General features: G+C 62.2%; 19 protein-coding genes and 1 tRNA gene. 13 read left to right on the top strand and 7 right to left on the bottom strand.

Annotated features, from left to right (window positions below; all coding sequences use genetic code 11):
* The first annotated feature begins 149 nt into the window (after nt 1-149).
* The 4 genes from selD (at nt 150) to KHO23_RS35505 (ending at nt 3,632) form a co-directional block, all read left to right on the top strand.
* Nucleotides 150-1,214: a selenide, water dikinase SelD gene (selD, locus tag KHO23_RS32275; protein WP_211616774.1), complete on the top strand. Its 1,065-nt coding sequence runs from the start codon at nt 150-152 to the stop codon at nt 1,212-1,214.
* 128 nt (nt 1,215-1,342) lie between these two features.
* Nucleotides 1,343-2,410: a tRNA 2-selenouridine(34) synthase MnmH gene (gene mnmH / locus KHO23_RS32280; RefSeq protein WP_211616776.1), complete on the top strand. Its 1,068-nt coding sequence runs from the start codon at nt 1,343-1,345 to the stop codon at nt 2,408-2,410.
* A gap of 28 nt (nt 2,411-2,438) precedes the next feature.
* Entirely contained in the window at nt 2,439-3,494 is a 1,056-nt protein-coding gene (locus KHO23_RS32285) for a permease (RefSeq protein WP_211616779.1), read from the top strand.
* A 3-nt stretch (nt 3,495-3,497) separates the two neighbouring features.
* Nucleotides 3,498-3,632, top strand: a complete 135-nt coding sequence (locus tag KHO23_RS35505; protein ID WP_268963968.1) for a hypothetical protein — start codon at nt 3,498-3,500, stop codon at nt 3,630-3,632.
* 15 nt (nt 3,633-3,647) lie between these two features.
* Here the strand turns inward: KHO23_RS35505 and KHO23_RS32290 are convergent, their stop codons facing one another.
* Together KHO23_RS32290 and KHO23_RS32295 are read right to left on the bottom strand one after the other, a co-directional pair.
* Entirely contained in the window at nt 3,648-4,958 is a 1,311-nt protein-coding gene (locus tag KHO23_RS32290) for an MFS transporter (RefSeq protein WP_211616781.1), read from the bottom strand.
* 325 nt (nt 4,959-5,283) lie between these two features.
* On the bottom strand, nt 5,284-6,027 hold the full coding sequence (locus tag KHO23_RS32295) for a GntR family transcriptional regulator (RefSeq protein ID WP_211616821.1): 744 nt from the start codon (nt 6,025-6,027) through the stop codon (nt 5,284-5,286).
* 155 nt (nt 6,028-6,182) lie between these two features.
* On the opposite strand from KHO23_RS32295, the gene KHO23_RS32300 reads away from it, so the two are divergent.
* Nucleotides 6,183-7,481: an MFS transporter gene (locus KHO23_RS32300; protein WP_211616783.1), complete on the top strand. Its 1,299-nt coding sequence runs from the start codon at nt 6,183-6,185 to the stop codon at nt 7,479-7,481.
* A gap of 2 nt (nt 7,482-7,483) precedes the next feature.
* Nucleotides 7,484-8,371, top strand: a complete 888-nt coding sequence (locus KHO23_RS32305; RefSeq protein ID WP_211616785.1) for an amidohydrolase family protein — start codon at nt 7,484-7,486, stop codon at nt 8,369-8,371.
* Between the two features lie 93 nt (nt 8,372-8,464).
* Here KHO23_RS32305 and KHO23_RS32310 read toward each other — a convergent pair whose 3' ends face one another.
* Entirely contained in the window at nt 8,465-9,787 is a 1,323-nt protein-coding gene (locus KHO23_RS32310) for an MFS transporter (RefSeq protein WP_211616787.1), read from the bottom strand.
* A gap of 165 nt (nt 9,788-9,952) precedes the next feature.
* Here KHO23_RS32310 and KHO23_RS32315 point away from each other — a divergent pair, with 165 nt between their 5' ends.
* The 7 genes from KHO23_RS32315 to KHO23_RS32345 all read left to right on the top strand — a co-directional run bounded on the left by KHO23_RS32315 (nt 9,953) and on the right by KHO23_RS32345 (nt 15,663).
* Nucleotides 9,953-10,774, top strand: coding sequence for an IclR family transcriptional regulator (locus KHO23_RS32315; RefSeq protein WP_236067077.1), 822 nt, complete (start codon nt 9,953-9,955; stop codon nt 10,772-10,774).
* Between the two features lie 75 nt (nt 10,775-10,849).
* Nucleotides 10,850-11,902, top strand: a complete 1,053-nt coding sequence (locus KHO23_RS32320) for a cyclase family protein (RefSeq protein WP_211616789.1) — start codon at nt 10,850-10,852, stop codon at nt 11,900-11,902.
* Between the two features lie 33 nt (nt 11,903-11,935).
* Nucleotides 11,936-12,637 (top strand): SDR family oxidoreductase, encoded by a 702-nt coding sequence (locus tag KHO23_RS32325; RefSeq protein WP_211616791.1) that lies wholly within the window; start codon nt 11,936-11,938, stop codon nt 12,635-12,637.
* Between the two features lie 2 nt (nt 12,638-12,639).
* On the top strand, nt 12,640-13,599 hold the full coding sequence (locus tag KHO23_RS32330) for a 3-hydroxyacyl-CoA dehydrogenase (protein ID WP_211616793.1): 960 nt from the start codon (nt 12,640-12,642) through the stop codon (nt 13,597-13,599).
* Between the two features lie 95 nt (nt 13,600-13,694).
* Nucleotides 13,695-15,023 carry a short-chain fatty acid transporter gene (locus tag KHO23_RS32335; protein WP_211616794.1) on the top strand — a complete coding sequence of 443 codons (1,329 nt, stop codon included), beginning with the start codon at nt 13,695-13,697 and terminating at the stop codon, nt 15,021-15,023.
* Between the two features lie 48 nt (nt 15,024-15,071).
* Nucleotides 15,072-15,356: a muconolactone Delta-isomerase gene (gene catC, locus KHO23_RS32340; RefSeq protein WP_211616796.1), complete on the top strand. Its 285-nt coding sequence runs from the start codon at nt 15,072-15,074 to the stop codon at nt 15,354-15,356.
* Between the two features lie 10 nt (nt 15,357-15,366).
* A complete protein-coding gene (locus KHO23_RS32345) occupies nt 15,367-15,663 on the top strand; it encodes a YciI family protein (protein ID WP_211616798.1) in 297 nt (98 codons plus the stop codon).
* A gap of 106 nt (nt 15,664-15,769) precedes the next feature.
* Here the strand turns inward: KHO23_RS32345 and dhaK are convergent, their stop codons facing one another.
* The 4 genes from dhaK to KHO23_RS32365 all read right to left on the bottom strand — a co-directional run bounded on the left by dhaK (nt 15,770) and on the right by KHO23_RS32365 (nt 20,750).
* Entirely contained in the window at nt 15,770-17,476 is a 1,707-nt protein-coding gene (gene dhaK / locus KHO23_RS32350) for a dihydroxyacetone kinase subunit DhaK (protein WP_211616800.1), read from the bottom strand.
* Nucleotides 17,477-17,781: 305 nt separating this feature from the next.
* Nucleotides 17,782-17,858, bottom strand: a tRNA-Val gene (locus tag KHO23_RS32355).
* Between the two features lie 124 nt (nt 17,859-17,982).
* Nucleotides 17,983-19,473 (bottom strand): M81 family metallopeptidase, encoded by a 1,491-nt coding sequence (locus KHO23_RS32360; protein WP_211616802.1) that lies wholly within the window; start codon nt 19,471-19,473, stop codon nt 17,983-17,985.
* A complete protein-coding gene (locus KHO23_RS32365) occupies nt 19,470-20,750 on the bottom strand; it encodes a Zn-dependent hydrolase (protein WP_211616804.1) in 1,281 nt (426 codons plus the stop codon). Before KHO23_RS32365 ends, KHO23_RS32360 begins: the two co-directional genes overlap by 4 nt.
* Nucleotides 20,751-20,770 lie beyond the last annotated feature (20 nt).

Raw genomic sequence — 20,770 nt, forward strand, 5'->3', positions numbered from 1 at the left:
AACGACGTGATGGGTCTCCGTAGGCGCTCTGATGACTGTTCCTGGCGAATTGCCCGTGCAACGGCCGCATGTGGCTTGCGTCCGCCGTGCCCACGCGGTGCCGCAACAACCATCATAATGTCGTCATTCAGAGCCTGAAATCCGCGCAAATGACCGATACCACCGCTAACAACATCCAGTCGCCCCGCCTGACCAGCCTGTCGCACGGCGGAGGCTGCGGCTGCAAGATCGCCCCCGGCCTGCTTGCCGATCTGCTCAAGCGCAGCGCGCCGTTGCCGTTCTTTCCCGACCTGCTGGTCGGCAACGATACCGCCGACGACGCTGCCGTCTACCGGCTCAACGACGAGCAGGCGATCGTCGCCACCACCGACTTCTTCATGCCGATCGTCGACGACCCGTTCGACTTCGGCCGCATCGCCGCCACCAACGCGCTCTCCGACGTCTACGCCATGGGCGGCAAGCCGATCATGGCGCTCGCGATCGTCGGCATGCCGATCAATGTGCTGCCGCACGACGTGATCGCGGCGGTGCTGAAGGGCGGCGAATCCGTCTGCGCCGAAGCCGGCATTCCTCTCGCCGGCGGCCATTCGATCGATTCGGTGGAACCCATTTACGGCCTTGTGGCGATCGGCTTAGTCGATCCGCGGCGTGTCAAACGCAATGCCGGTGCGCAGGCCGGCGACGTGCTGATCCTCGGCAAACCGCTGGGCGTGGGCGTGCTGTCGGCGGCGCTGAAAAAAGACCGGCTCGATTCAAACGGCTATGCCGCGATGATTGCCGCCACAACCAAGCTCAACCGGCCGGGCGCGGCGCTATCCTCGCTCGACGGCGTGCATGCCCTCACCGACATCACTGGATTTGGCCTGCTGGGCCATACGCTGGAATTGGCCCGCGGTTCGAACCTGACTGCCCGCGTGCGCTATGCGGATTTGCCGTGGCTGCCGGACGTGGTCAGCTTCGCGGAAGCCGGCATTTTTACCGGCGCTTCGGGGCGCAACTGGGACGCCTACGGTAAAGACATCGTGTTACCCGGCTCATTGCCGTCCACGGCCCGCACCCTGCTCACCGATCCGCAGACCTCGGGCGGATTGCTGGTTTCGTGCGCACCGGAAGCGGTCGACGAGGTGCTCGCCCTGTTCCACGCGGACGGTTTCGACGAAGCACGCGTGATCGGCGAAATGGTCAGCGGAGTGCCGCGGGTCGACGTTATCTGAGGCAGGACGGTTTTCCGGGCGAGGCGAGGCGCGGGCCCTGGAAGCCGGGCTGACCGGCTCGCCAGCCGGCATTGTCGGGGCATGCGATAATTTCGCTTCTCCCGCCGGTCCGTTTCGTCCGTAACCCTTTGAAAAACCTACTCGTCAGCCTCGATCAAGCCGGTGATTTCGATGAAATCATCGATGTGCGCACGCCTCTCGAGTTCGCCGAAGACCACATTCCCGGCGCGCTCAACGCGCCTGTGCTGAGCAATGAAGAGCGTGTTCTGGTCGGCACGACTTACAAGCAGGTTTCGCCGTTCGAAGGCACGCGGATCGGCGCGGCGCTGGTCGCGCGCAACATCGCGCATCACCTGGAAACGACTTTCGCCGACCGGCCGCGCAACTGGCGGCCACTGATCTACTGCTGGCGCGGCGGGAAACGCTCGGGTTCGGTCACGACGCTCTTCAATATGATCGGCTGGCAGGCACGTCAGCTGGACGGCGGCTATAAAGGCTACCGGCGCGCGACGCTGGACACCCTCGACGCGTTGCCGAAGCAGTTCACCTACATCGCGCTGGTGGGCCCGACCGGCAGCGGCAAGACGCGCTTACTCGAAGCGCTGACCCAGGCGGGCGCGCAGACGCTGGACCTCGAAGCACTGGCGGCCCATCGCGGCTCGCTGCTCGGTGCGTGGGAGGGCGTTGCGCAGCCGTCGCAAAAGCGCTTCGACACGCTGCTGGTGACCGCCCTGCGCCGGTTCGACCCCAAGCGGCCGGTATTCGTCGAAGCAGAGAGCCGGCGGATCGGTTCGGTTGCGCTGCCGCTCGCGCTCGTCGAAACTTTCCACCAGGGCGCCTGCGTCGAAGTGTTATCGAGCCAAGAAGATCGCGCGGCGTTCCTGCTGCAAGACTATGCGCATCTGTTCAACGATCCTGCATCGCTGAAAGCGCAACTGCAGAAGATGATTGGTCTGCATAGCCGGGAGCGTGTCACGGGCTGGCAACACCTCGTCGATGAAAATAGCCGGGCCGAGCTCGCCCGCGAGCTGATTGAACGGCACTATGATCCCGCGTACGCCCGCAGCAGCCATCAGCATTTCGTCCAGCTGCCGCGTGCGTTGCAATTGAATTTCCGGCCCAACGACGCCGATGTCGTTGAACAGGCAAAAGCACTGCTTGCTCAACTCGAAAACAGCGCCCTCGCGGTCACCTGATCCAAAACCAAAGCTAAGACCATTCATCATGCAAACAACCCTTCGGCAGCCCCGTGTCGCCCTTGGCTGGATCGTGTTTCTGCTGATCGCCGTCGTCGGCCTCTTCTATGTGAAGTGGTTCCCGTACTACAACCGCGCCTTCGTCGCCGCGAGCCAGCATTCCATCGGCAAGTCGATCCTGATGGGCACCTCGTCGAGCGCGCCGGCAGCCTCGTGGCAGGCAGCTATTGACTACGCGCTGGCCTACGGCAAGGCGATCTGGCAAGCGATGGTGCTGGGCCTTCTGCTGGGCTCGGCGGTGCAGGCGCTGATTCCGCCGCAGTGGGTCGCGCGCGCGCTCGGCCGAAGCGATTTCAGCAGCGTGGTGAAGGGCGGCCTGATGTCGTTGCCGGGCATGATGTGCACCTGCTGCGCGGCGCCGGTGGTGGCCGGCTTGCGCGCCCGTCAGGCAGCACCGGGCGCGGCGATCGCGTTCTGGCTGGGTAACACTGCCCTCAATCCCGCCACGCTGATCTTCATGGGCTTCGTGCTCGGCTGGCAATGGATGGGCTTGCGGCTCGCCTTAGGCCTCGTCATGGTGTTCGGCCTCGGCTATCTGGTGAACCGGATGGTCACACCGAAAGAAGCCGAAGCGTCGCGTGAAGCCATGGCGCAACTGGTCTCCTCCGACGATCCGGGCACCGCGTTCACGCGCTGGGTGAAAATCCTCGGAACCATGACGCTGCGGCTGATTCCTGAATACATCGTGCTGGTGCTGATTCTCGGCGCGGCGCGGGCATGGCTGTTTCCGCACATCGGACCCAGCATCGATAACAGCCTGCTGTGGATCGTCGCTTTGGCGGTCGCCGGAACATTGTTCGTGATCCCGACCGCAGGCGAAGTGCCGATCATTCAGGCCATGCTCTCCTTCGGCATGGCGGCCGGCCCGGCTGGCGCGTTGCTGATGACGCTGCCGCTGATCAGCGTGCCGTCGATGGCGATGCTCGGCCGTTCGTTTCCCAGGCGCGTGCTGACGGTGGTGGCGCTGGCGGTGGTGGCTTGCGGAGTGGTCAGCGGATTGCTGGCTATAGCATTGGGGTTTTAAAGCATGAAACGTATTGCAGCATTCACGGCGACGAGCTGGTCGGCCGCGGCCCTTCTTTACTTCGGCCAGCATTCGGTCGCGCTGATCATGGTGAGCGGGGTTGTCGTGCTGGCCGGCTTCGATCTGCTTCGCCCCTGAGGAGATTGGAGCGACCTACGTCGGACGAATAGTCGTCGACTCGAGCGTCATCCTGCGACGTGCGCCGATCAGCGCGGCGAGCGCCGTGCCAATCCCCAACGCGAACAGGCACGCGGTCGGCACCAGCATCGGCGCGACATGGCTGTGCGTCACCTTGCCGACATAAGGCATCAGGTTCTGCCCGGCAAAGCCGCCTAGATTGCCGATTGCGTTGATCGCCGCCACGCTCGCCGCAGCTCTTGCGCCGGAGAAGAACCGCGGGGGCAGCGACCAGAAGCACGGATAGAGCAACGGGATACACGCCCCGCCCAGACACAGCGCGGCAAAGCGCAACGACGCGGTCGGCAAAACGAGGCTCGACGCGAAGCAAACGACGCCGACGCCAGCCACCACGCTCATCGCCTTCAACACCACGCGCTCACGCTTGAGCTTGCCAGGCAGCCACAATAGAAGCAGTGTCGCGAGCGCCCACGGAATCATGTTCAACAGACCGTTCAGCGACGACGACACGCCATCGCTTTTCAGCAGCGTCGGCATCCAGTAGGTCACCCCGTACAACGACGTCGACATCAGCATGTACGTCAACGCGAACATGAGAACTTTCGGATCGAGCAATGCGCCCCAAGGCCGCGTGGACTTGGCATCATCCGACGCTTCCCGCTTGAGCGCGGCGATGACGACGTCCTTCTCCTGCTGCGAGAGGAACGACGCCTCCTTCACCGAATTCGGCAAAAATTTGAGCGCGACGAACGCAATCAGAATGGCGGGAATGCCGGTGGCGATAAACACCCACTGCCAACCGGCAAAGCCCCATGTGCCCCCCAGCGTCAGCAGAAGACCGCCAACCAGCGAGCCCAGCATATTGGCGAGCGAACTGCCCAGCGTGAAGAACCCCAGCACTTTGGTGCGATAGCTTTGCGGGAACCACTGCGTGAGGTAGTAGATAACGCCGGGATAAAAACCGGCTTCGGCAACGCCCAGTGCGAAGCGAAAGGAGTAGAAGACTGGCAGCGAGCGCGCAAACGCCATTAGCACCGTGACCACGCCCCAGGTCATCATGATGCGAGCGAGCCAGGTCCGCGCGCCAAAACGATGCAGCGCCAGCGTGCTGGGCACCTCGAAGATCAGGTAGCCGATGAAGAACAGCGAGGCCCCAAGCCCGTATGAAGCTTCCGTCATGCCGAGGGCGTGCACCATCTCCAGCTTGGCGAAACCGACGTTCTGGCGGTCGATAAACGAAATCAGAAACATGACGATCAGAAGCGGCATCAGCCGCCACGCCATCTTCCTCATTACCTGCTGCTCAAATCCTGCCTGCGTAGACATGTCCGCTCCGGTTTTCTCGCCCGCCGCCATCGACACTCGCCTGACGGCACGGTAGCCGCTACGCCGAGGAAAATGGCCAAATTGATACATTCATATATATGTTTATATGAATTGGCATCGGACACCATGAGGTGATACCCGAATAGGCCCGCGACCCCAGCGACCTTGGCGGCGCAGTGTTCAAAAAGCGGGGTGAGGTTGCGGTGCTCCAGCAAGCGCGGAATCAATCACGATGGACCCCGTGGGAGCAGATGGAGCGAGGTCAGATACAGCGCGATCGATCACACGCCAGATCAGCCCTGCGGCATTCCAGCGTGTCGCCGACTCAGCGGATTTCCACCTGGTACTGAAACGTCGTGGCGGCGCCGCGCGTGCTGCGCCATTCGAACGGCGTGCCCGCAAAGTCTGACGCGACACGGTGGACCTGAATGACGGGGCTGCCGACCGCTACATTGAGAAGCGCGGCATCGCCAGATGTGGCTTGTTCTACTTTTAAAATTTCCGTAGCGGACGCCACGATCTGCCGGCAAAGACGTTCGTACAACGGATACAGCAAGTCCTCGAAATCGCCGAGCGGCAACGTGACCAAGGGCTCGAAACGCGCGCGCGGCAACCAGATTTCTTCAGACAGAACTGCCTGCCCTTCGATCAGGCGCACACGCGACAGGTGAATTGCTTTTTCAGACGCTTTCATCCGCAAAGTAGAGCGAATTTCTTCGCCAGGCTTCACGACTTCGCGCTTGAGCACACGCGCTGTCGGCCGCACCGGCTGACCGTCGCGCGACTTGAAACGAAAGAACCGAAACAGCGACGAATCGAAACGGGGCCGGCGGATGAACGTGCCCTTGCCCTGGCTGCGCGTGAGCACGCCGTCGGCAACGAGCAGATCAATCGCCTTACGAACCGTTCCCGTGGAGACGTTGTAGAACTGCCCCAACTCCGCCTCAGTGGCGATGGCTTCCTCGAGCGCCCATTCACCTGAGGCAATGCGGCCAACCAGGTCGTCACGCAATTGCTGATAACGGGGCAACCGATCATCCGGCTTGGTCACGAAAGGGGCCGCTTCCATAGTATTCATATAGTTGTTCAGAGGAGTAACTACTGTACAACATCGCGTGACGACAACGTGAGCAAGGGTTAATACTCAATGACTTTCCACAACGTTACGATCACCATTCATACATTCATATATATGACTACATGAATTGTATAACGGAGACGGCTATGTTCACGTGGTACAAGCAGGGCACGCGCCTCGAACGCAACACCTTTTGGGGGTGCTTTGCGGGCTGGGGGCTCGACGCGCTCGACGTGCAGATGTTCACCCTGGCCATCCCCGCGATCATTGCCGCTTACGGCATTGACCATACGCAGGCCGGCGCGATCAGCAGCGTGACGTTGATATCTTCGGCACTCGGCGGCTGGATCGCAGGGGCGTTGTCGGACCGCATCGGGCGTGTCCGGACGTTGCAAATGACGATTCTCTGGTTCGCCGGCTTCACCTTTCTCTGCGCGTTCGCGCAAAATTTCCCGCAACTCCTGGTTCTCAAGGCGCTTCAAGGATTCGGATTCGGCGGCGAGTGGGCAGCCGGTGCGGTACTGATGGCGGAAACCATTCGTACCGAACACCGCGGCAAGGCAATGGGAGCCGTGCAAAGTGCCTGGGCGGTTGGATGGGGCGCGGCCGTGCTGGTGTATGCCGCGGCGTTCTCCTGGTTACCGTCGGACACCGCATGGCGCGTGATGTTCGCCGTCGGCCTGGTGCCGGCCGGTCTTGTTCTATTCGTACGGCGCAATCTGAAGGAACCGGCACGTGTCGCGCCGGCAAGCGCCACCCCCAAGGTCTCGGTACTCGGGCAGATAACCCAGGTCTTCCAGCCACATGTACTCCGAACAACCGTGATCGGCGCCGTGCTGGGCACCGGCGCTCACGGCGGGTACTACGCGATCATGACCTGGTTGCCCACCTTCCTTGCCAAAGAACGGCATCTGTCGGTTCTGAACACCGGTGGCTATCTGGCGGTTGTCATTGTGGCGTTCTGGTGCGGCTGCATGGCGAGTGCCTATCTCCTCGACCGCATTGGCCGCCGGCGCAATGTCGCCCTCTTCGCGTTCTGCTGCATCGTTACGGTTCTCGCGTACGTGATGCTGCCGCTGACCAATACGCAAATGCTCGTGCTGGGCTTCCCGCTTGGTTTGTTCGCCGCAGGGATCCCCGCGAGCCTCGGCCCGCTTTTCAACGAACTGTATCCGGCCGACATGCGCGGCACAGGTGTCGGATTCTGCTACAACTTCGGACGGATCGCCTCGGCGGGCTTCCCTGTTCTCGTCGGCTACATGAGTCATTCGATGTCGCTCGGCATGGCAATCGGAATCGATGCGGCCGTTGCTTACGGCCTCGCGATGATCGCCGTGTTGCTGCTTCCCGAGACACGTGGCAAACGTCTGCGTGGCGTGGTACCTGAATCGGCACCCGATGCGCTCGACAACGCGCGATTGACCCTGGACCCGCCGCGGAGCTGACCATGAGTGCTCCCGCATCCCTCGCTCAGTCCCATTCCTGCCGCGTGGACAGTCACGCGCACGTCTTCCAGAGAGGCTTGCCGCTCACGGATGGCCGGCGCTACGCGCCTGGCTACGACGCAACGCTCGACACCTATTTGCAACTGCTGAACGCGCACGACATCGGACGCGCGGTTCTGGTGCAGCCGAGCTTTCTCGGGACGGACAATCGCTATCTGCTACAAGCACTGTCCAGAGACACACACCGTTTAAGGGGTGTAGCGGTGGTCACGCCCGATGTTTCCGAGGAAGAGCTGGCCGAGCTGCACGGTCGAGGCGTAACCGGCATACGGCTCAATCTGATCGAGCAGGCATTGCCGGATCTGGGAGCGAAATCATGGGCGCTGTTGCTCGAGCGATTGTCAAGACTGGGTTGGCACATCGAACTACACCGGAACGCGCAGGACCTGGCACCGATGCTCGACCGGTTGCTGGCGGCTGGGGTACCCGTGGTCGTCGATCATTTTGGACGGCCTGACCCTGAGAAAGGAATTCACGATCCCGGCTTCAAGACTTTGCTCGGTTATGGCGCAACCGGGCGCGTGTGGGTCAAGGTCTCGGGCGCCTACCGATGTGCGGTGTCCGGTTCTGGCTTTGCGCATGAGGCAACGAGCCAGCTTGTCGAACACTTCGGTGCTGAGCGGCTGATGTGGGGAAGCGACTGGCCCCATACGCAGTACGAACAGGTGATGAACTACGGCCAGTCGCTATCGACGCTATTGGAACTCGGTCTGAACGCAGCGGTGGTCGATGCGATTCTATGCACGACCCCTGCGTCGTTCTACGGATTCGATCAGCAATCCAGGAACCGCTGCACGTCGACAGCGATGGCGCTGCAGCGCGCTTCCTGAGCGAAGCGGCCAGATCAAAGTCCGCCGTGGCTCATCGACGACAGCGGACTGCTTCTTCTGGTTGGTGGCAGCGCCCTTTCGTTTGAATGTCGATCAGCTCTGCGCCAACGCAGCCGAACGTGCTGCGTCGCGCGCACCTTCCTGATGCATGCGCGTGATCAATCCCAACGCGCAGAACAGCGTGATCAGCACGTGCACGATCCCCAGCGCGACGACCGACAGAATCGAACCGGTCGCGCCCAACAAGTATTGCCCGAGGATTGGCGTAGTACCGGCGAACACCATGCCGCAGATCTGATAGGAAAGCGAAATACCCGTGTAGCGCACCTGAACCGGGAACGACTTCGCCAGAATACCGGCCATTGCCGCGTAGTACAGCGAGTGCGGAATCGAGGCGAGCGCCATACCCAGCATCGCCAGTTTCGTCGAGCCGGTGGCGATGAGTGAGAACATCACCGGCAATGCGATGATTTCCGGCACCAGCATGTAAATGACCGCTTTTTTCAGGTCCATTTTCGTGGCAAGCACCGCGCCGAACGGCTGCACGATCAACTGCACAATAATCGCACCGGTAATCACCGTCAGGAACTGCGTACGGTCGAAGCCGATACTCGTCACCGCCCAGGACAGCGCGAACGTCGTCTTGAAGTAGGTCGCCGACAGGCCGATTACGCAGGCGCCCACGCCCATCGCCACCAAACCTTTGTGGTTGCGCAGTACTTCGCCGATCGGCAGTTTCGCAACCTTGTTCTTGTCCTTCAATTCCTGCATGGCCGGTGACTCTTCGACGTTCATGCGGATAAACATGCCGACCACCACCAGCAACGCCGAAAACAGGAACGGGATACGCCATCCCCAGGTCATGAACTGGTGGTCCGGCAGCATCGACGTCAACAGGAAGGCCACCGTTGCCAGCAGATTGCCGGCGGGCGAGCCTTGTTGCGCGAATGCGGAGTAGAGAATTTCCTTGCCCTTGGGTGCATGTTCCGACGACAACACCACCGCCCCGCCCCACTCGCCCCCCATCGCTATACCCTGCATCAGACGGAGCAGAATCAGCAGCGCGGGCGCCAGCAGCCCAACCTGGTTGTAGGTGGGCAGCAAGCCCATGCCGGTCGTGCAGCAACCCATCAGCATCAGCGTGATAATCAGCGTCTTCTTGCGCCCGACTTTGTCGCCGAGGTGACCGAAGATGATCCCGCCGATCGGCCGCGCCAGAAAGCCTACCCAGAAAGTCGCGAACGCCGCGAGCGTGCCGGCTAGCGCGGAGGTCGTCGGGAAGAAGATTTTGCCCAGCACTAGCGCCGCCGCCGTGCTGTACGCATAGAAGTCGTACCATTCGATCGTTGTCCCAACGAATGATGCGATACCCGCCTTGCGGGCATTCCGGTGTTGCGTGTCGAGCGTGAGCGCCATCGTGGTACGTCTCCATTTTGTGTCGCGAATGCACGGGAACGACACAACGTCCGCCCATCGCAATTGTTCAACTGTCGAACTTACATTCCGTTAACGAACAAGAAGCGCGACTATAGGTATCGCTCACAACAGGCGTCACTTAAGGGATTACCCTGCGGTCACCTCATGGCACGACATGTAGAGCCTAGGTGTATACCCCGCTCCCTATTGCCATCTCGCTATCGGCATACCGATAATATTCTCATGGATGTGAAAACTGCAGTACGCGTCTTCGACGTGATAAACCTCTTTGCCGAAGTGCGGCAACCCATGATCTACAGCGAGATCGCGCGTCGAACCGAGATCCCGCTGTCGAGTTGTCACGCACTTTTGCAAACCATGGTGGCCAAGGGCTACCTCTACGCGCCGGGCGTGAAGGCCGGCTATTACCCAACGCAACGGCTGTTGCATGTCGCCCGCGACATTTGCAGCGAAGACCCGCTGACACTGCTGTTCCAGCCACTGCTCACCGCCCTGCGCGACGCCACCGGCGAGACAGCGGCGCTCGCCACGCTGGCCGGCAACCGCGTCGTCTACCTCGACGTGATGGAGTCGCGCCAGAAGATCCGCTATAGCGACGAGCCCGGTGGCTTCATGTACGTGCATGCCAGCGCGGCGGGCAAAGCTCTGCTCGGCGCCCTGTCCGTGGACGCACGCCGCAAGCTGCTCGACAGTTGCGAGCCCTTGAGCGTATCGACCGATGGTTCGGTAATCGAACGGAAAGCGCTCGAGATCGAAGTGGAGCAGGGCGTGAAAAACGGTTGGCATCGATCGACGGGCGAAAACGTCGAAGACGTCGCCGGGCTGGCGCGCGGCTTCCTGATCCACGGCGAGGCATTCGCGCTCGTGATCGGCGGCCCGAAGGCACGGCTGTTGAAAAACGAACCCCGCGCGATCGAAGCGCTGCTCGAAATTTACGGCCAGATCCCGCCCGCACTGCTCGCGTGACGGCATGCTGCACTGTTCACTGCCCTCTTGTGCGGCCAGTGCAGCGCTTAGGCCAGATCAGCAAAGGAAGTTGAAATGCGCTGGAAGAATAAACCCGCAGGATCGAACTGGGGCGACTTCGGCCCCGACGACCAACTCGGCAGGCCGAATCTGATCGGCGCGGAACAGGTACTCAAGGGCGCGCGTGAAATCCGTGCGGGTTTGAGCTTCTGCCTGTCGTTGCCACTCGACTTTCCCGGCGACAGCAAGCTGAACGTGCGCCGTCATCCCCCTGTGCTGCGTCCGACCTTCAAGGACGGCCTGCCCTACGTGAACTTCCCGTTCGCGCGCAACGAAGCAGGGGCCACCGACGTGGTCAGCGACGACCAGGTGCTGCTGAGCCTGCAATACTCGACGCAATGGGATTCGCTCGCGCATGTGGGCGCACGCTTCGACGCGGACGGCGACGGTGTAGCCGAGAGCGTCTACTACAACGGCTATCGCGCCAATGCGGATATCGTCGGGCCGATCGAGTATCGGGCGGACGAAGGCTTCGCGCCGCACGCCTGCGGTGGCGAACACAGTCACGCCGACGCGCTCGGCATCGAGAACCTCGCCGTGAAGGGCATGCAGGGCCGCGGCGTACTGGTCGATCTGGTGGCGCACTATGCGCGCGAACATCGTACGGTCGGCTATGACGATCTGATGTTTGCGATCGAAGCCGATCGTGTCGAGATCGAACGTGGCGACATGCTGGTGCTGCGCACCGGGTTCGCCGAGATGGTGCTGGAAATGAACCGCCAGCCCGACGAGGCCGTGCTCAACAGCCACTGCTGCGCACTCGATGGCCGCGACGAACGCCTGCTGCAATGGATCACCGATTCCGGCATCGCCGCACTGGCTGCGGATAACTACGCGGTGGAGCGCTATCCGGCGCGCGCCCCTGCCATGCCGGGCGAGCATCCGCTGCTGCCGCTGCACCACCATTGCCTGTTCAATCTGGGGTTGCCGCTCGGCGAACTCTGGTACTTGCGCGATCTCTCCGCGTGGCTGCGCGCCAACGGCCGCTCGCATTTCATGCTGACGGCGCCGCCGCTCAGGTTGCCGGGTGCGATGGGTTCGCCCGTCACGCCGATCGCCACCGTCTGAGTCTTTCCTCTCTTATTACCCCGAATCCGAAACATGCTCAAAGAACGAGTTTTGATTACCGGCGGCGCTGCCGGCATCGGCGCGGCGTGCGCTGAGCGCTGCAAGGCGGATGGTTACGACGTGGTCGTGATCGATCGCGTCGGCGATGGACTGATCGCCGATCTGTCGGACCCGCAAGCAACAGCGGCGGCGCTCGAACGCTCACTCGAAGACGGTCCGATCACGCGCCTCGTGAATAACGTCGGCGTCGTCGTACCGGCCAAAGCGGAAGAGCAATCGCTCGAAGAACTCGAACGCGCGTGGGCGCTCAACGTGCGCTGCTCGCTGCAATGCATGCAGGCGTTGTTGCCGGGCATGAAGGCAGCGGGCTTCGGCCGGATCGTGAACATGTCGTCGCGTGCGGCGCTCGGCAAGGAATTGCGCACCGCCTATTCGGCAACCAAAGCCGCGCTGATCGGCATGACGCGCGTATGGGCGCTCGAACTCGGTGCGTTCGGCGTCACCGCCAATGCGATCGGTCCAGGCCCGATCCGCACCGAACTGTTCGATCGCGCGAATCCGCCGGATGCACCGCGCACGCGCGCGATCATTGACAGCGTGCCAGTGAAACGCGTGGGAACGCCCGATGACGTCGCGCATGCTGCGTCGTATCTGCTCGACGCGCGCAGCGGTTTCGTCACCGGCCAGGTGTTGTACGTGTGTGGCGGCATGACCGTCGGCGTCGCTGGAGTCTGAGCATGAATGCACAGGCGACGCGACGGGTGGGCATCGTCGGCGGAGGCAGTATCGGCATTGCGTTCGCCGTGGTGTTCGCGCGGGCCGGCTGGCACGTGCGCCTGTTCGATCCAGCGGCCGAGCGGCGTGAATTTGCGCCGGCGGAAATCATGCAACGGCTTGTCGAGTTGGCGCGCTTCGGTCTGCTCGACGAAGCCACCCACGATGTGGCCGCGCGCGTCGACATCGTGGCGACTTTGGACGCGGCAGCAGCTAACGCCGATCTCGTGCAGGAATGCGCACCGGAGCGCGAAGAGATCAAACGCGAGTTGTTTATCGAACTCGATCGCGCTGCGCCGCCGCACGCGATTCTGGCGAGCGCGTCGTCGTTTCTTGCGACGTCACGCTTTGTGGATGAAACGCTGCCGGGACGTGGCCGCTGTCTGGTCGCCCATCCTGGCAATCCGCCCTATCTGATTCCGGTCGTCGAAATCGTGCCCGCGCCCTTTACCGATGACGAGGCCGTTACCCGTGCAATTGACCTCTTCTCCGAAGCCGGCCTTCAACCGGTGCGCGTCGCGAGAGAAGTAGAAGGCTTCATCTTCAACCGGCTGCAAGGCGCGCTATTGCGCGAAGCGTATTGCCTCGTGCGTGATGGCGTTGCTTCTGTGGACGACGTCGATACGGTAGTACGCGAAGGGTTGGGGTTGCGCTGGTCGGTGATCGGACCGTTCGAAACCGTTGATCTGAATACCCGCGGCGGCATCGCCTCGCATGCGCAGAAGATGGGACCGTCGTATGCACGCATGGGCGCAGAGCGCGGCCAGAACGATCCGTGGACGCCGGAGCTCATCGCCGGCGTTGAAGCAGCGCGCCGCAGTGCGTTGCCGCTCGAACAGTGGGAAGAACGCGTTGCGTGGCGCGACCGCGCGCTGATGAGGCTGACCCGCTATCGCAAGGACTCCGCACAAAACGATTCATAAGCAACGCCCGACATTACCCACTATCACCCGCCGTATCCGTCGTACTCGCCGCATGACCCGATAAATACTATTCGACCAACACCAGAGACAGTCACATGCAGAAAATCACCGCTTTCTTCACGGAACTGATGCGCAAGTATCTGCCCGATCCATTCGTCTTCGCCATCGGCCTCACCCTGCTCACGATGATTCTCGCCGTGCTCGTTCAGGGTCAGGCCGTCAGCGCACTCGCCCTGAGTTGGGGCAAAGGCTTCTGGGCGCTGCTCGCGTTCACGACCCAAATGGCGGTGATTCTCGCGATGGGCTACGTGCTCGCCACCGCACCGCTCACCGAACGCTTTCTCGATCGGCTCGTCGCACGGGTGCACGATCCGCGCATGGCGGTGATCGTCGCGACGCTGGTCGGCGGTATCGGTAGCTATCTGAACTGGGGCTTCGGTCTGGTGATCGGCGGGATCGTGGCGCGTAAGCTGGCGATGAGCATCAAGGGCGTGCATTACCCGCTGATCATTGCGTCGGCGTATAGCGGCTTCACGATGTACGGTCTCGGTTTGTCGGCCAGTATTCCGGTGCTGATCTCCACGAAGGGTCATCCGATGGAAGCGCAGATGGGTGTGATTCCGCTGACGGAAACGATTTTCTCGCCGGCGATGCTGATCACGAGCCTTGTCGTCATCATCACGCTGCCGCTGCTGAATGCCTGGCTGCATCCCAAGGCGGGCCAGCCAGTCACGGAGATCGACCGCGCGCTGTACGACGCGCCCAGAACCGCGGCACCTGCAGTGGATATCGACGAAAGCAACACGCTCGCTAATCGCCTGAATAACAGCCACCTGCTGAGCTACCTGATCGGCGCAATCGGCGTGGTCTACGTGGTGCTGTACTTCCACGGTGGCGGTTCGATGGACCTGAACCTGATCAACTTCATCATTCTGTTTCTCGGCATCATTCTGCTTGGCACACCGATTCGCTATGTCGAAAAGCTGAACGAAGGCATTCGCACGATCGGCGGCATCATTCTGCAGTATCCGTTTTATGCAGGCATCATGGCGATCATGGCATCGTCGGGTCTGGTCAACACGTTCTCGCATTTCTTCGTCAAGATCGCGACGCCCGCGACGCTGCCGTTCTGGGGGTTGATCAGTTCGTTCTTCATCAACTTCTTCGCCCCGTCGGGCGGCGGTCACTGGGTGATTCAGGGACCGTTCATGATCGAGGCGGCCAAGTCGATCGGCGCCTCGGTGGGACATACCGCGACCGCCGTCATGCTCGGCAATGCATGGAACGATCTGGTGCAGCCGTTCTGGATTCTGCCGGCGCTCGCGCTGTCGAAGCTGAAACTGAAGGACATCATGGGCTATACGGTCATCATGATGTTCTGGATCGGTATTGTGTACACGGTGGCGATTCTCGCCTGGGGTTAAGCAAACATCCGGCCGCCGCAGGGCGGCCTATTCGATGGAGGTGTTCGAATGCTGTATCTCGTTCATATGCAGGTTCAGATTCCTGCCGACGCCGACAAGGCGCTCACCGATCGCCTGAAGGCTGAGGAGAAGGCGTTCTCGCAGAAGCTGCAACATGAGGGCAAGTGGCGCCATCTGTGGCGCGTGGCCGGTCAGTACGCGAACTACAGCGTGTTCGACGTCGAATCGAACGACGAACTGCATACGCTGCTTAGTTCGCTGCCGCTGTATCCGTACATGGCTGTCAACGTCACGCCGCTCGCGCAGCATCCGTCCGCGATCGCGCCGAACTAAAGGAACGCGCATGCCCTATATCATCGAAACGTTCGACAAACCTGGCCACGCCGACGTGCGCACGCGTGAGCGCGAGACGCACCTGGCGTTTCTGGAAAAGAACAAGGCACTGCTGCTCGCCTGCGGCGCGAAGTTAAACGAGGACGACAGCGGCGCGGGCGGCGGTGTGTATGTCGTCGATCTGGAAACGCGCGAGGAAGCCGAAAAGTTTATTGCCGCCGATCCGTTTTCTCTGGTCGACCTGTTCGAGCGTGTGACGATCACACGCTGGCGCAAGGCGTATTTTGATGGCGAGTGCTGTCTTTAAGCTAAGCGGTCAGGGCCAAGCCCGCCGTCAGTCGCACGGGCTTCTGCATTCCTTTGCTGCGGTTCTCGGTTGGCGCTTGGCCACTCGCGGTTGGCGGGTCCGCCGTTCAATCAGCCAGCGCCGCGCGAATCGCAGCGAGCCACAGCGCCACGGCATGTGCACCAGGGTCCGCGTGACCGAGCGCGCGATCGCCAACATAACTCGACCGACCTCGCCGTGGATGCATCGACGCTGTGTGCGCCGCGCCTTCAGTCGCTGCATCGACCACGGCTTTCAATGCCGCGTCGATCCCGCGTTCTGAATTTGCGAGCGCGGCTTGCAACGCATCGGCGGCAGGTTTCAGCGCATCGACCATCGTGCGATCGCCCGGATGTGCGCCGCCTAACTCCATCAATCCGGTGACGCCCTCGCTGAACGCCGCCGACCAGGCCCTTGCCGACGATCCACCTGCTTGCTCGAGCGCGACCGCGCCGCGCAACAACATCACCGCGTAAAGCGGTCCCGAGGTACCACCGACCACGCGCCGAACCGTTGCGGACATGCTGCGCAATACGGCACCCGGCGTCGATTCCGCAGGGTAAGCATCGAGTTCATGGAGAATGCCGTGCGCCCCGCGCGACAGGCTGATGCCGAGGTCGCCATCGCCGACGCGTTGATCCATGTCGGTCAAGATCGGCTCGGCTTCGAGCAGGCACGCGCACACGGCTTCGATCACGCGACGCAAAGTCGCTTCTCGCGTAAGCGTCGCGCTGTTTGTACGATCCGGTGTGGCGGGTGTGGGCCGCACGCAAACCTGCGCGACGCGACCGCTCAATGCGGGCCATGCGGTGGTGTGCGCGGCGGCGTCGAGCCAGCCGAGCCGCTCGTCGTCCACGCGCAGCAGTGTCAGCGAGACGCCCGCCATCTCGAGCGCACTCAGGAACGTGCCGGACCATGCACGCTCCACATGGATGCCGCGTGCCGCCAGATAACGAAGTGCGGAGCCGGCCACGATGCTCAATTCGCTCGATGGCGTGCCGCCGAGATTGTTCACCAGCAACGCCACCCGCGCACCCGATTGCAACGACAGGTCGCCGACGATCTTCGCCAGCAGCCTTTCGACGATCGCGTTGGCCGGTTCCATCGCGCCACGCTCCACACCGGGTTCGCCGTGAATGCCGAGACCCCATTCGATTTCGCCATCAGCCAGCTCGAACCCCGGCTTGCCCGCAGCCGGCACTGTGCATGGCGTGAGTGCGACACCCATTGTGCCGAGCGAGGCCGCTACGTCGCGAGCAATCCGCGCAACCTCGGCCAATGGACGTCCCGCTGCGGCAGCCGCGCCGGCAATCTTGTGAACCAGCACAGTCCCCGCGAGCCCGCGGCGGCCCGCATGGTCACCGCTCGCAGCCAGGGCGACGTCGTCTGCGACGATGACCATTTCTGTGGGGATACCCTCGGCACGTGCAATTTCGGCAGCGAGGCCGAAGTTGAAGCGGTCGCCCGTATAGTTCTTCACGATCAGCAGAGCACCCGCAGCGCCGGCTACTGCGCGAATCGCGTCGAGCACGGCATCCGTGGAGGGTGACGTGAACACCTCGCCCGCTACCGCGGCGCTTAGCATGCCGTGACCTACATAGCCGCCGTGAGCCGGTTCGTGGCCCGAGCCGCCACCCGAGATCAGCGCAACGTCCCCGCGTGCGGCAACGGCGTCGGCATCGGCGCGCACGACGATCGTGCTGCCTTGCAACAAGGAGAGATTGGGATTGAGCGCCGCGAGTCCGTCGAGCATGTCCGGGACAACCACGGAGACGTCATTGATGAGTTTCTTCATTGCGTCAGCTTCCTTTCAAGCTGCCGGCCCTGTGTTGCAAGCTCACGGCAGTTTATGCAGTTGCGAGACCTGGAGGCTTAACTGTACCGCGCATCAGGAAAGTGCGACGTGAAGCAGCGACCGTGAACGCGCAAAAGCATCAGCGAACGAGCCGGACTCTGGAGAAATAGAAGCGATACGGGGAGAGAGACTGACGGACCAGCCACACGATGACGATGTGCGCCGATGACGATGTGCGCCGATATGATGCTGGAACATGACAGTAGACGAAAGCGGAGCCGCTTTCGTCTACGTCACTTTTGCGTTGGTAGGCTCGATTGGATTCGAACCAACGACCCCCACCATGTCAAGGTGGTGCTCTAACCAACTGAGCTACGAGCCTTTAGAGGCGCGAATTATAGAGACTCCGCGCGCGTCGCACAAGCCCCGTACGGCAAGTATGTTCGCCCGCGCGTTTCCATCGGTTCGTCGCACAGTGAGCGGCGTGGTTCGTTGTTCAACTTTCTTCAGTTCGTCAAGGCCCACTCGGTCTGCGTATCGAGCGGAAAAACCGGCCGCTTCATGTGCTTGAATCTGAACAGCCCATAATCCGAACTCGTCACACCACGGCTATCGCACTCCACCAGCGCCGCAGCGATAGGGACAAAGACCGGGCGGCAATACATGCGTGATTTGAGCAGCAGGAAACGCGCACGGCGCGGATCGATGCCGACGCTCTCGAATACACCGAGGTCCCATGGTTCGTGCGTACGCTCGGTCATCACGAGCTTGACCGTGCCGGTGTCGAGCACCGCCGCGCGCCCCATGAACGCGCGCTGGCCTGTATAGGTCGGGCCACTGATGACGTATTCGCCATCGGTCAGCGCGCGCACCACGCCGGTCACCGCAACCGGCGGCTTCGGCGTCACCGCGCGGCTTGTGACCTTGTTGCCGATCGTCACCGTCACCTTGCTGCCTACGCCCGCCGCCATCAGCGCCGCCACGGCTTGTGGATCGCACAACGGCCCGCTTACAACGCCTTCGAGCTTCTGCCTGAGCGCTTCCTCCAGCAGGTCCATCGTGTCGCACGTGCCGCCCGACATGCAGTTGTCGCCGTGATCGAGCAACAGCACCGGTTTGTCCGCGCCCTGCGCGAGTGCTGCGGCCTGCGCGACCGACTCCGCCAGCGGCTCGCTGCGATAAACGAAATCCTCGCGCTCGCGCCAGATCTGCCGCGCGATGCGCTCTGCCACGGCTTCGGCCTGCGCGCGCTCGCCGTTCGCCACCACCACCACGCTGATACATGGCGACGCGATATCGGCTAACGAGAAACCGGACAACACCGACACCGCGAGCATCCCATCGGCCTCTGCTGCGCGAGCGGCCTCTACCGCACGCTTCATTGCACCTTCGGCCGTCGCGCTGCGCAGCGTATGCGCGAGCAGCGGCGGCTGGCGCCATGCGATCACCGGTTTCGCCTTACCGTGGATAAGATCGAATATCAGACGCGCCGCATGCGCGCCGGTCTCGTACATATCGACGTGCGGATAGGTTTTGAAGCTGACGATCACATCGGCGTTGTCGATCATCTTCTGCGTGACGTTGCCATGCAGATCGAGTGCAACCGCAATCGGCGCGTTCGGCAGTGCGGCGCGCACGCGTTCGAGCAGATCGCCTTCACCGTCATTTGAATTCTCGGCAACCATCGCGCCATGCAGGTCGAGCATCACAGCATCGCAGCCTGTTGCGGCCGCAACGATCGCGTCGGAAATCGCGTCGTAAGCGGAGGCTTGGACCGGTCCGCTCGGATTCGCCGATGCGGAAATGGGCGTCACGATCGCGGCATGCTCGCGTGCGGCAGCGTCGATGAACGCAGCCATGGCCGTCTGCATACCCTCGTTTTCGTTGAACGCGTCTTCGCCGTAGCTCGGTCCGTTGCGGCCAAACGCGGCAAGCGGCGTGGCCACCGGCGAGAACGTGTTGGTCTCGTGGTTCATCCTTGCAATCAGGATCTTCATGCTTCAGTGCTCCCCGCCGTTTGCGCGGCGTTCAGCATGGCCTGCAACAGGACGTTGCAGCCGGCTTCCAGGTGATCCGCGCGCGCGTCCTCGATTTCGTTGTGGCTGATGCCGTCCTTGCACGGCACAAAGATCATGGCTGCCGGTGCCACGCGCGCGAGATAAACCGCGTCGTGACCGGCGCCGCTGATGACGTCCATCGACGAAAAACCGAGTGTGTCCGCACCCTGCTGAACCGCTGCGACCAGCTCCGCCGCGAACGGCTGGGGTGGGAAATACACCACCTGGTCGACATCGACGGTAATGCCTGCCTTCTCACCCGCGACCGTGCAAACAGCGCGTAAGGCCGCATCCATCTCTGTCAGCGAAGCATCGTCAGCGGCGCGCAGATCGACCGTGAGGGTGACGCGGCCAGGAATCACGTTGCGTGAGTTCGGATGCACGTCGAGCCAACCGACCGTCCCACGTCCATGCGGCGCGTGATCGAGGGCAATGCGATTCACCGCGTGAATCAGATCCGCCGCGACGAGCAGCGCGTCGCGGCGCAGTGCCATCGGCGTGGGACCCGCGTGCGCTTCCATACCGTGCACCGTCACGTCGTACCAGCGCTGGCCTAACGCACCCTGTACGACGCCAATCGTCGTGCCATGCGCCTCCAGCACGGGCCCTTGTTCGATGTGCGCTTCGAAATACGCACCGACCGCATGTGGCTTTCCGCTTTCGCCCGCGTAACCGATTGACGCGAGTGCGTCGCGCACCGAAATACCCTCGCGATCGCGTTGTTCGAGGGCATGCTCCAACGTGAACGCCCCAGCAAACACACCTGAGCCCATCATCACCGGCACAAACCGCGAGCCCTCTTCATTGGTCCATACCGCGACTTCCAACGGCGCGAGCGTCCGTACGTTGGCATCGGCCAGTGTGCGCAATACTTCGAGACCGGCCAGCACGCCGTAATTACCGTCGAACTTGCCGCCTGTGGGCTGCGTATCGATGTGGCTGCCGGTCATCACCGGCGGCAGGTCGTCACGCAAACCCGCACGACGCGCGAAGATATTGCCGATCGCGTCGATCCGCACGCCGCAACCCATCTCCTTCGCCCACACGATAAAGAGGTCGCGAGCCTTGCGGTCCAACTCGGTCAACGCAAGCCGGCACACACCGCCTTTATCCGTCGCGCCGATTTGCGCGAGTTGCATGAGACTGTCCCAGAGACGCGTGCCGTCGACACGCAGATCAGCAAGCGTTCCGACGGCTGTTGATTCATGACCTTGCATCGATGCTTCCTCGTAATGAA

The sequence above is a fragment of the Paraburkholderia haematera genome, from assembly GCF_905220975.1.
Classification (GTDB): domain Bacteria; phylum Pseudomonadota; class Gammaproteobacteria; order Burkholderiales; family Burkholderiaceae; genus Paraburkholderia; species Paraburkholderia haematera.

Coding starts and splice junctions, on each gene's coding strand:
- selD (WP_211616774.1), top strand. CDS start 150: ATGACCGATACCACCGCTAACAACATCCAGTCGCCCCGCCTGACCAGC.
- KHO23_RS32285 (WP_211616779.1), top strand. CDS start 2,439: ATGCAAACAACCCTTCGGCAGCCCCGTGTCGCCCTTGGCTGGATCGTG.
- KHO23_RS35505 (WP_268963968.1), top strand. CDS start 3,498: ATGAAACGTATTGCAGCATTCACGGCGACGAGCTGGTCGGCCGCGGCC.
- KHO23_RS32290 (WP_211616781.1), bottom strand. CDS start 4,958: ATGTCTACGCAGGCAGGATTTGAGCAGCAGGTAATGAGGAAGATGGCG.
- KHO23_RS32295 (WP_211616821.1), bottom strand. CDS start 6,027: ATGGAAGCGGCCCCTTTCGTGACCAAGCCGGATGATCGGTTGCCCCGT.
- KHO23_RS32300 (WP_211616783.1), top strand. CDS start 6,183: ATGTTCACGTGGTACAAGCAGGGCACGCGCCTCGAACGCAACACCTTT.
- KHO23_RS32305 (WP_211616785.1), top strand. CDS start 7,484: ATGAGTGCTCCCGCATCCCTCGCTCAGTCCCATTCCTGCCGCGTGGAC.
- KHO23_RS32310 (WP_211616787.1), bottom strand. CDS start 9,787: ATGGCGCTCACGCTCGACACGCAACACCGGAATGCCCGCAAGGCGGGT.
- KHO23_RS32315 (WP_236067077.1), top strand. CDS start 9,953: ATGGCACGACATGTAGAGCCTAGGTGTATACCCCGCTCCCTATTGCCA.
- KHO23_RS32320 (WP_211616789.1), top strand. CDS start 10,850: ATGCGCTGGAAGAATAAACCCGCAGGATCGAACTGGGGCGACTTCGGC.
- KHO23_RS32325 (WP_211616791.1), top strand. CDS start 11,936: ATGCTCAAAGAACGAGTTTTGATTACCGGCGGCGCTGCCGGCATCGGC.
- KHO23_RS32330 (WP_211616793.1), top strand. CDS start 12,640: ATGAATGCACAGGCGACGCGACGGGTGGGCATCGTCGGCGGAGGCAGT.
- KHO23_RS32335 (WP_211616794.1), top strand. CDS start 13,695: ATGCAGAAAATCACCGCTTTCTTCACGGAACTGATGCGCAAGTATCTG.
- catC (WP_211616796.1), top strand. CDS start 15,072: ATGCTGTATCTCGTTCATATGCAGGTTCAGATTCCTGCCGACGCCGAC.
- KHO23_RS32345 (WP_211616798.1), top strand. CDS start 15,367: ATGCCCTATATCATCGAAACGTTCGACAAACCTGGCCACGCCGACGTG.
- dhaK (WP_211616800.1), bottom strand. CDS start 17,476: ATGAAGAAACTCATCAATGACGTCTCCGTGGTTGTCCCGGACATGCTC.
- KHO23_RS32360 (WP_211616802.1), bottom strand. CDS start 19,473: ATGAAGATCCTGATTGCAAGGATGAACCACGAGACCAACACGTTCTCG.
- KHO23_RS32365 (WP_211616804.1), bottom strand. CDS start 20,750: ATGCAAGGTCATGAATCAACAGCCGTCGGAACGCTTGCTGATCTGCGT.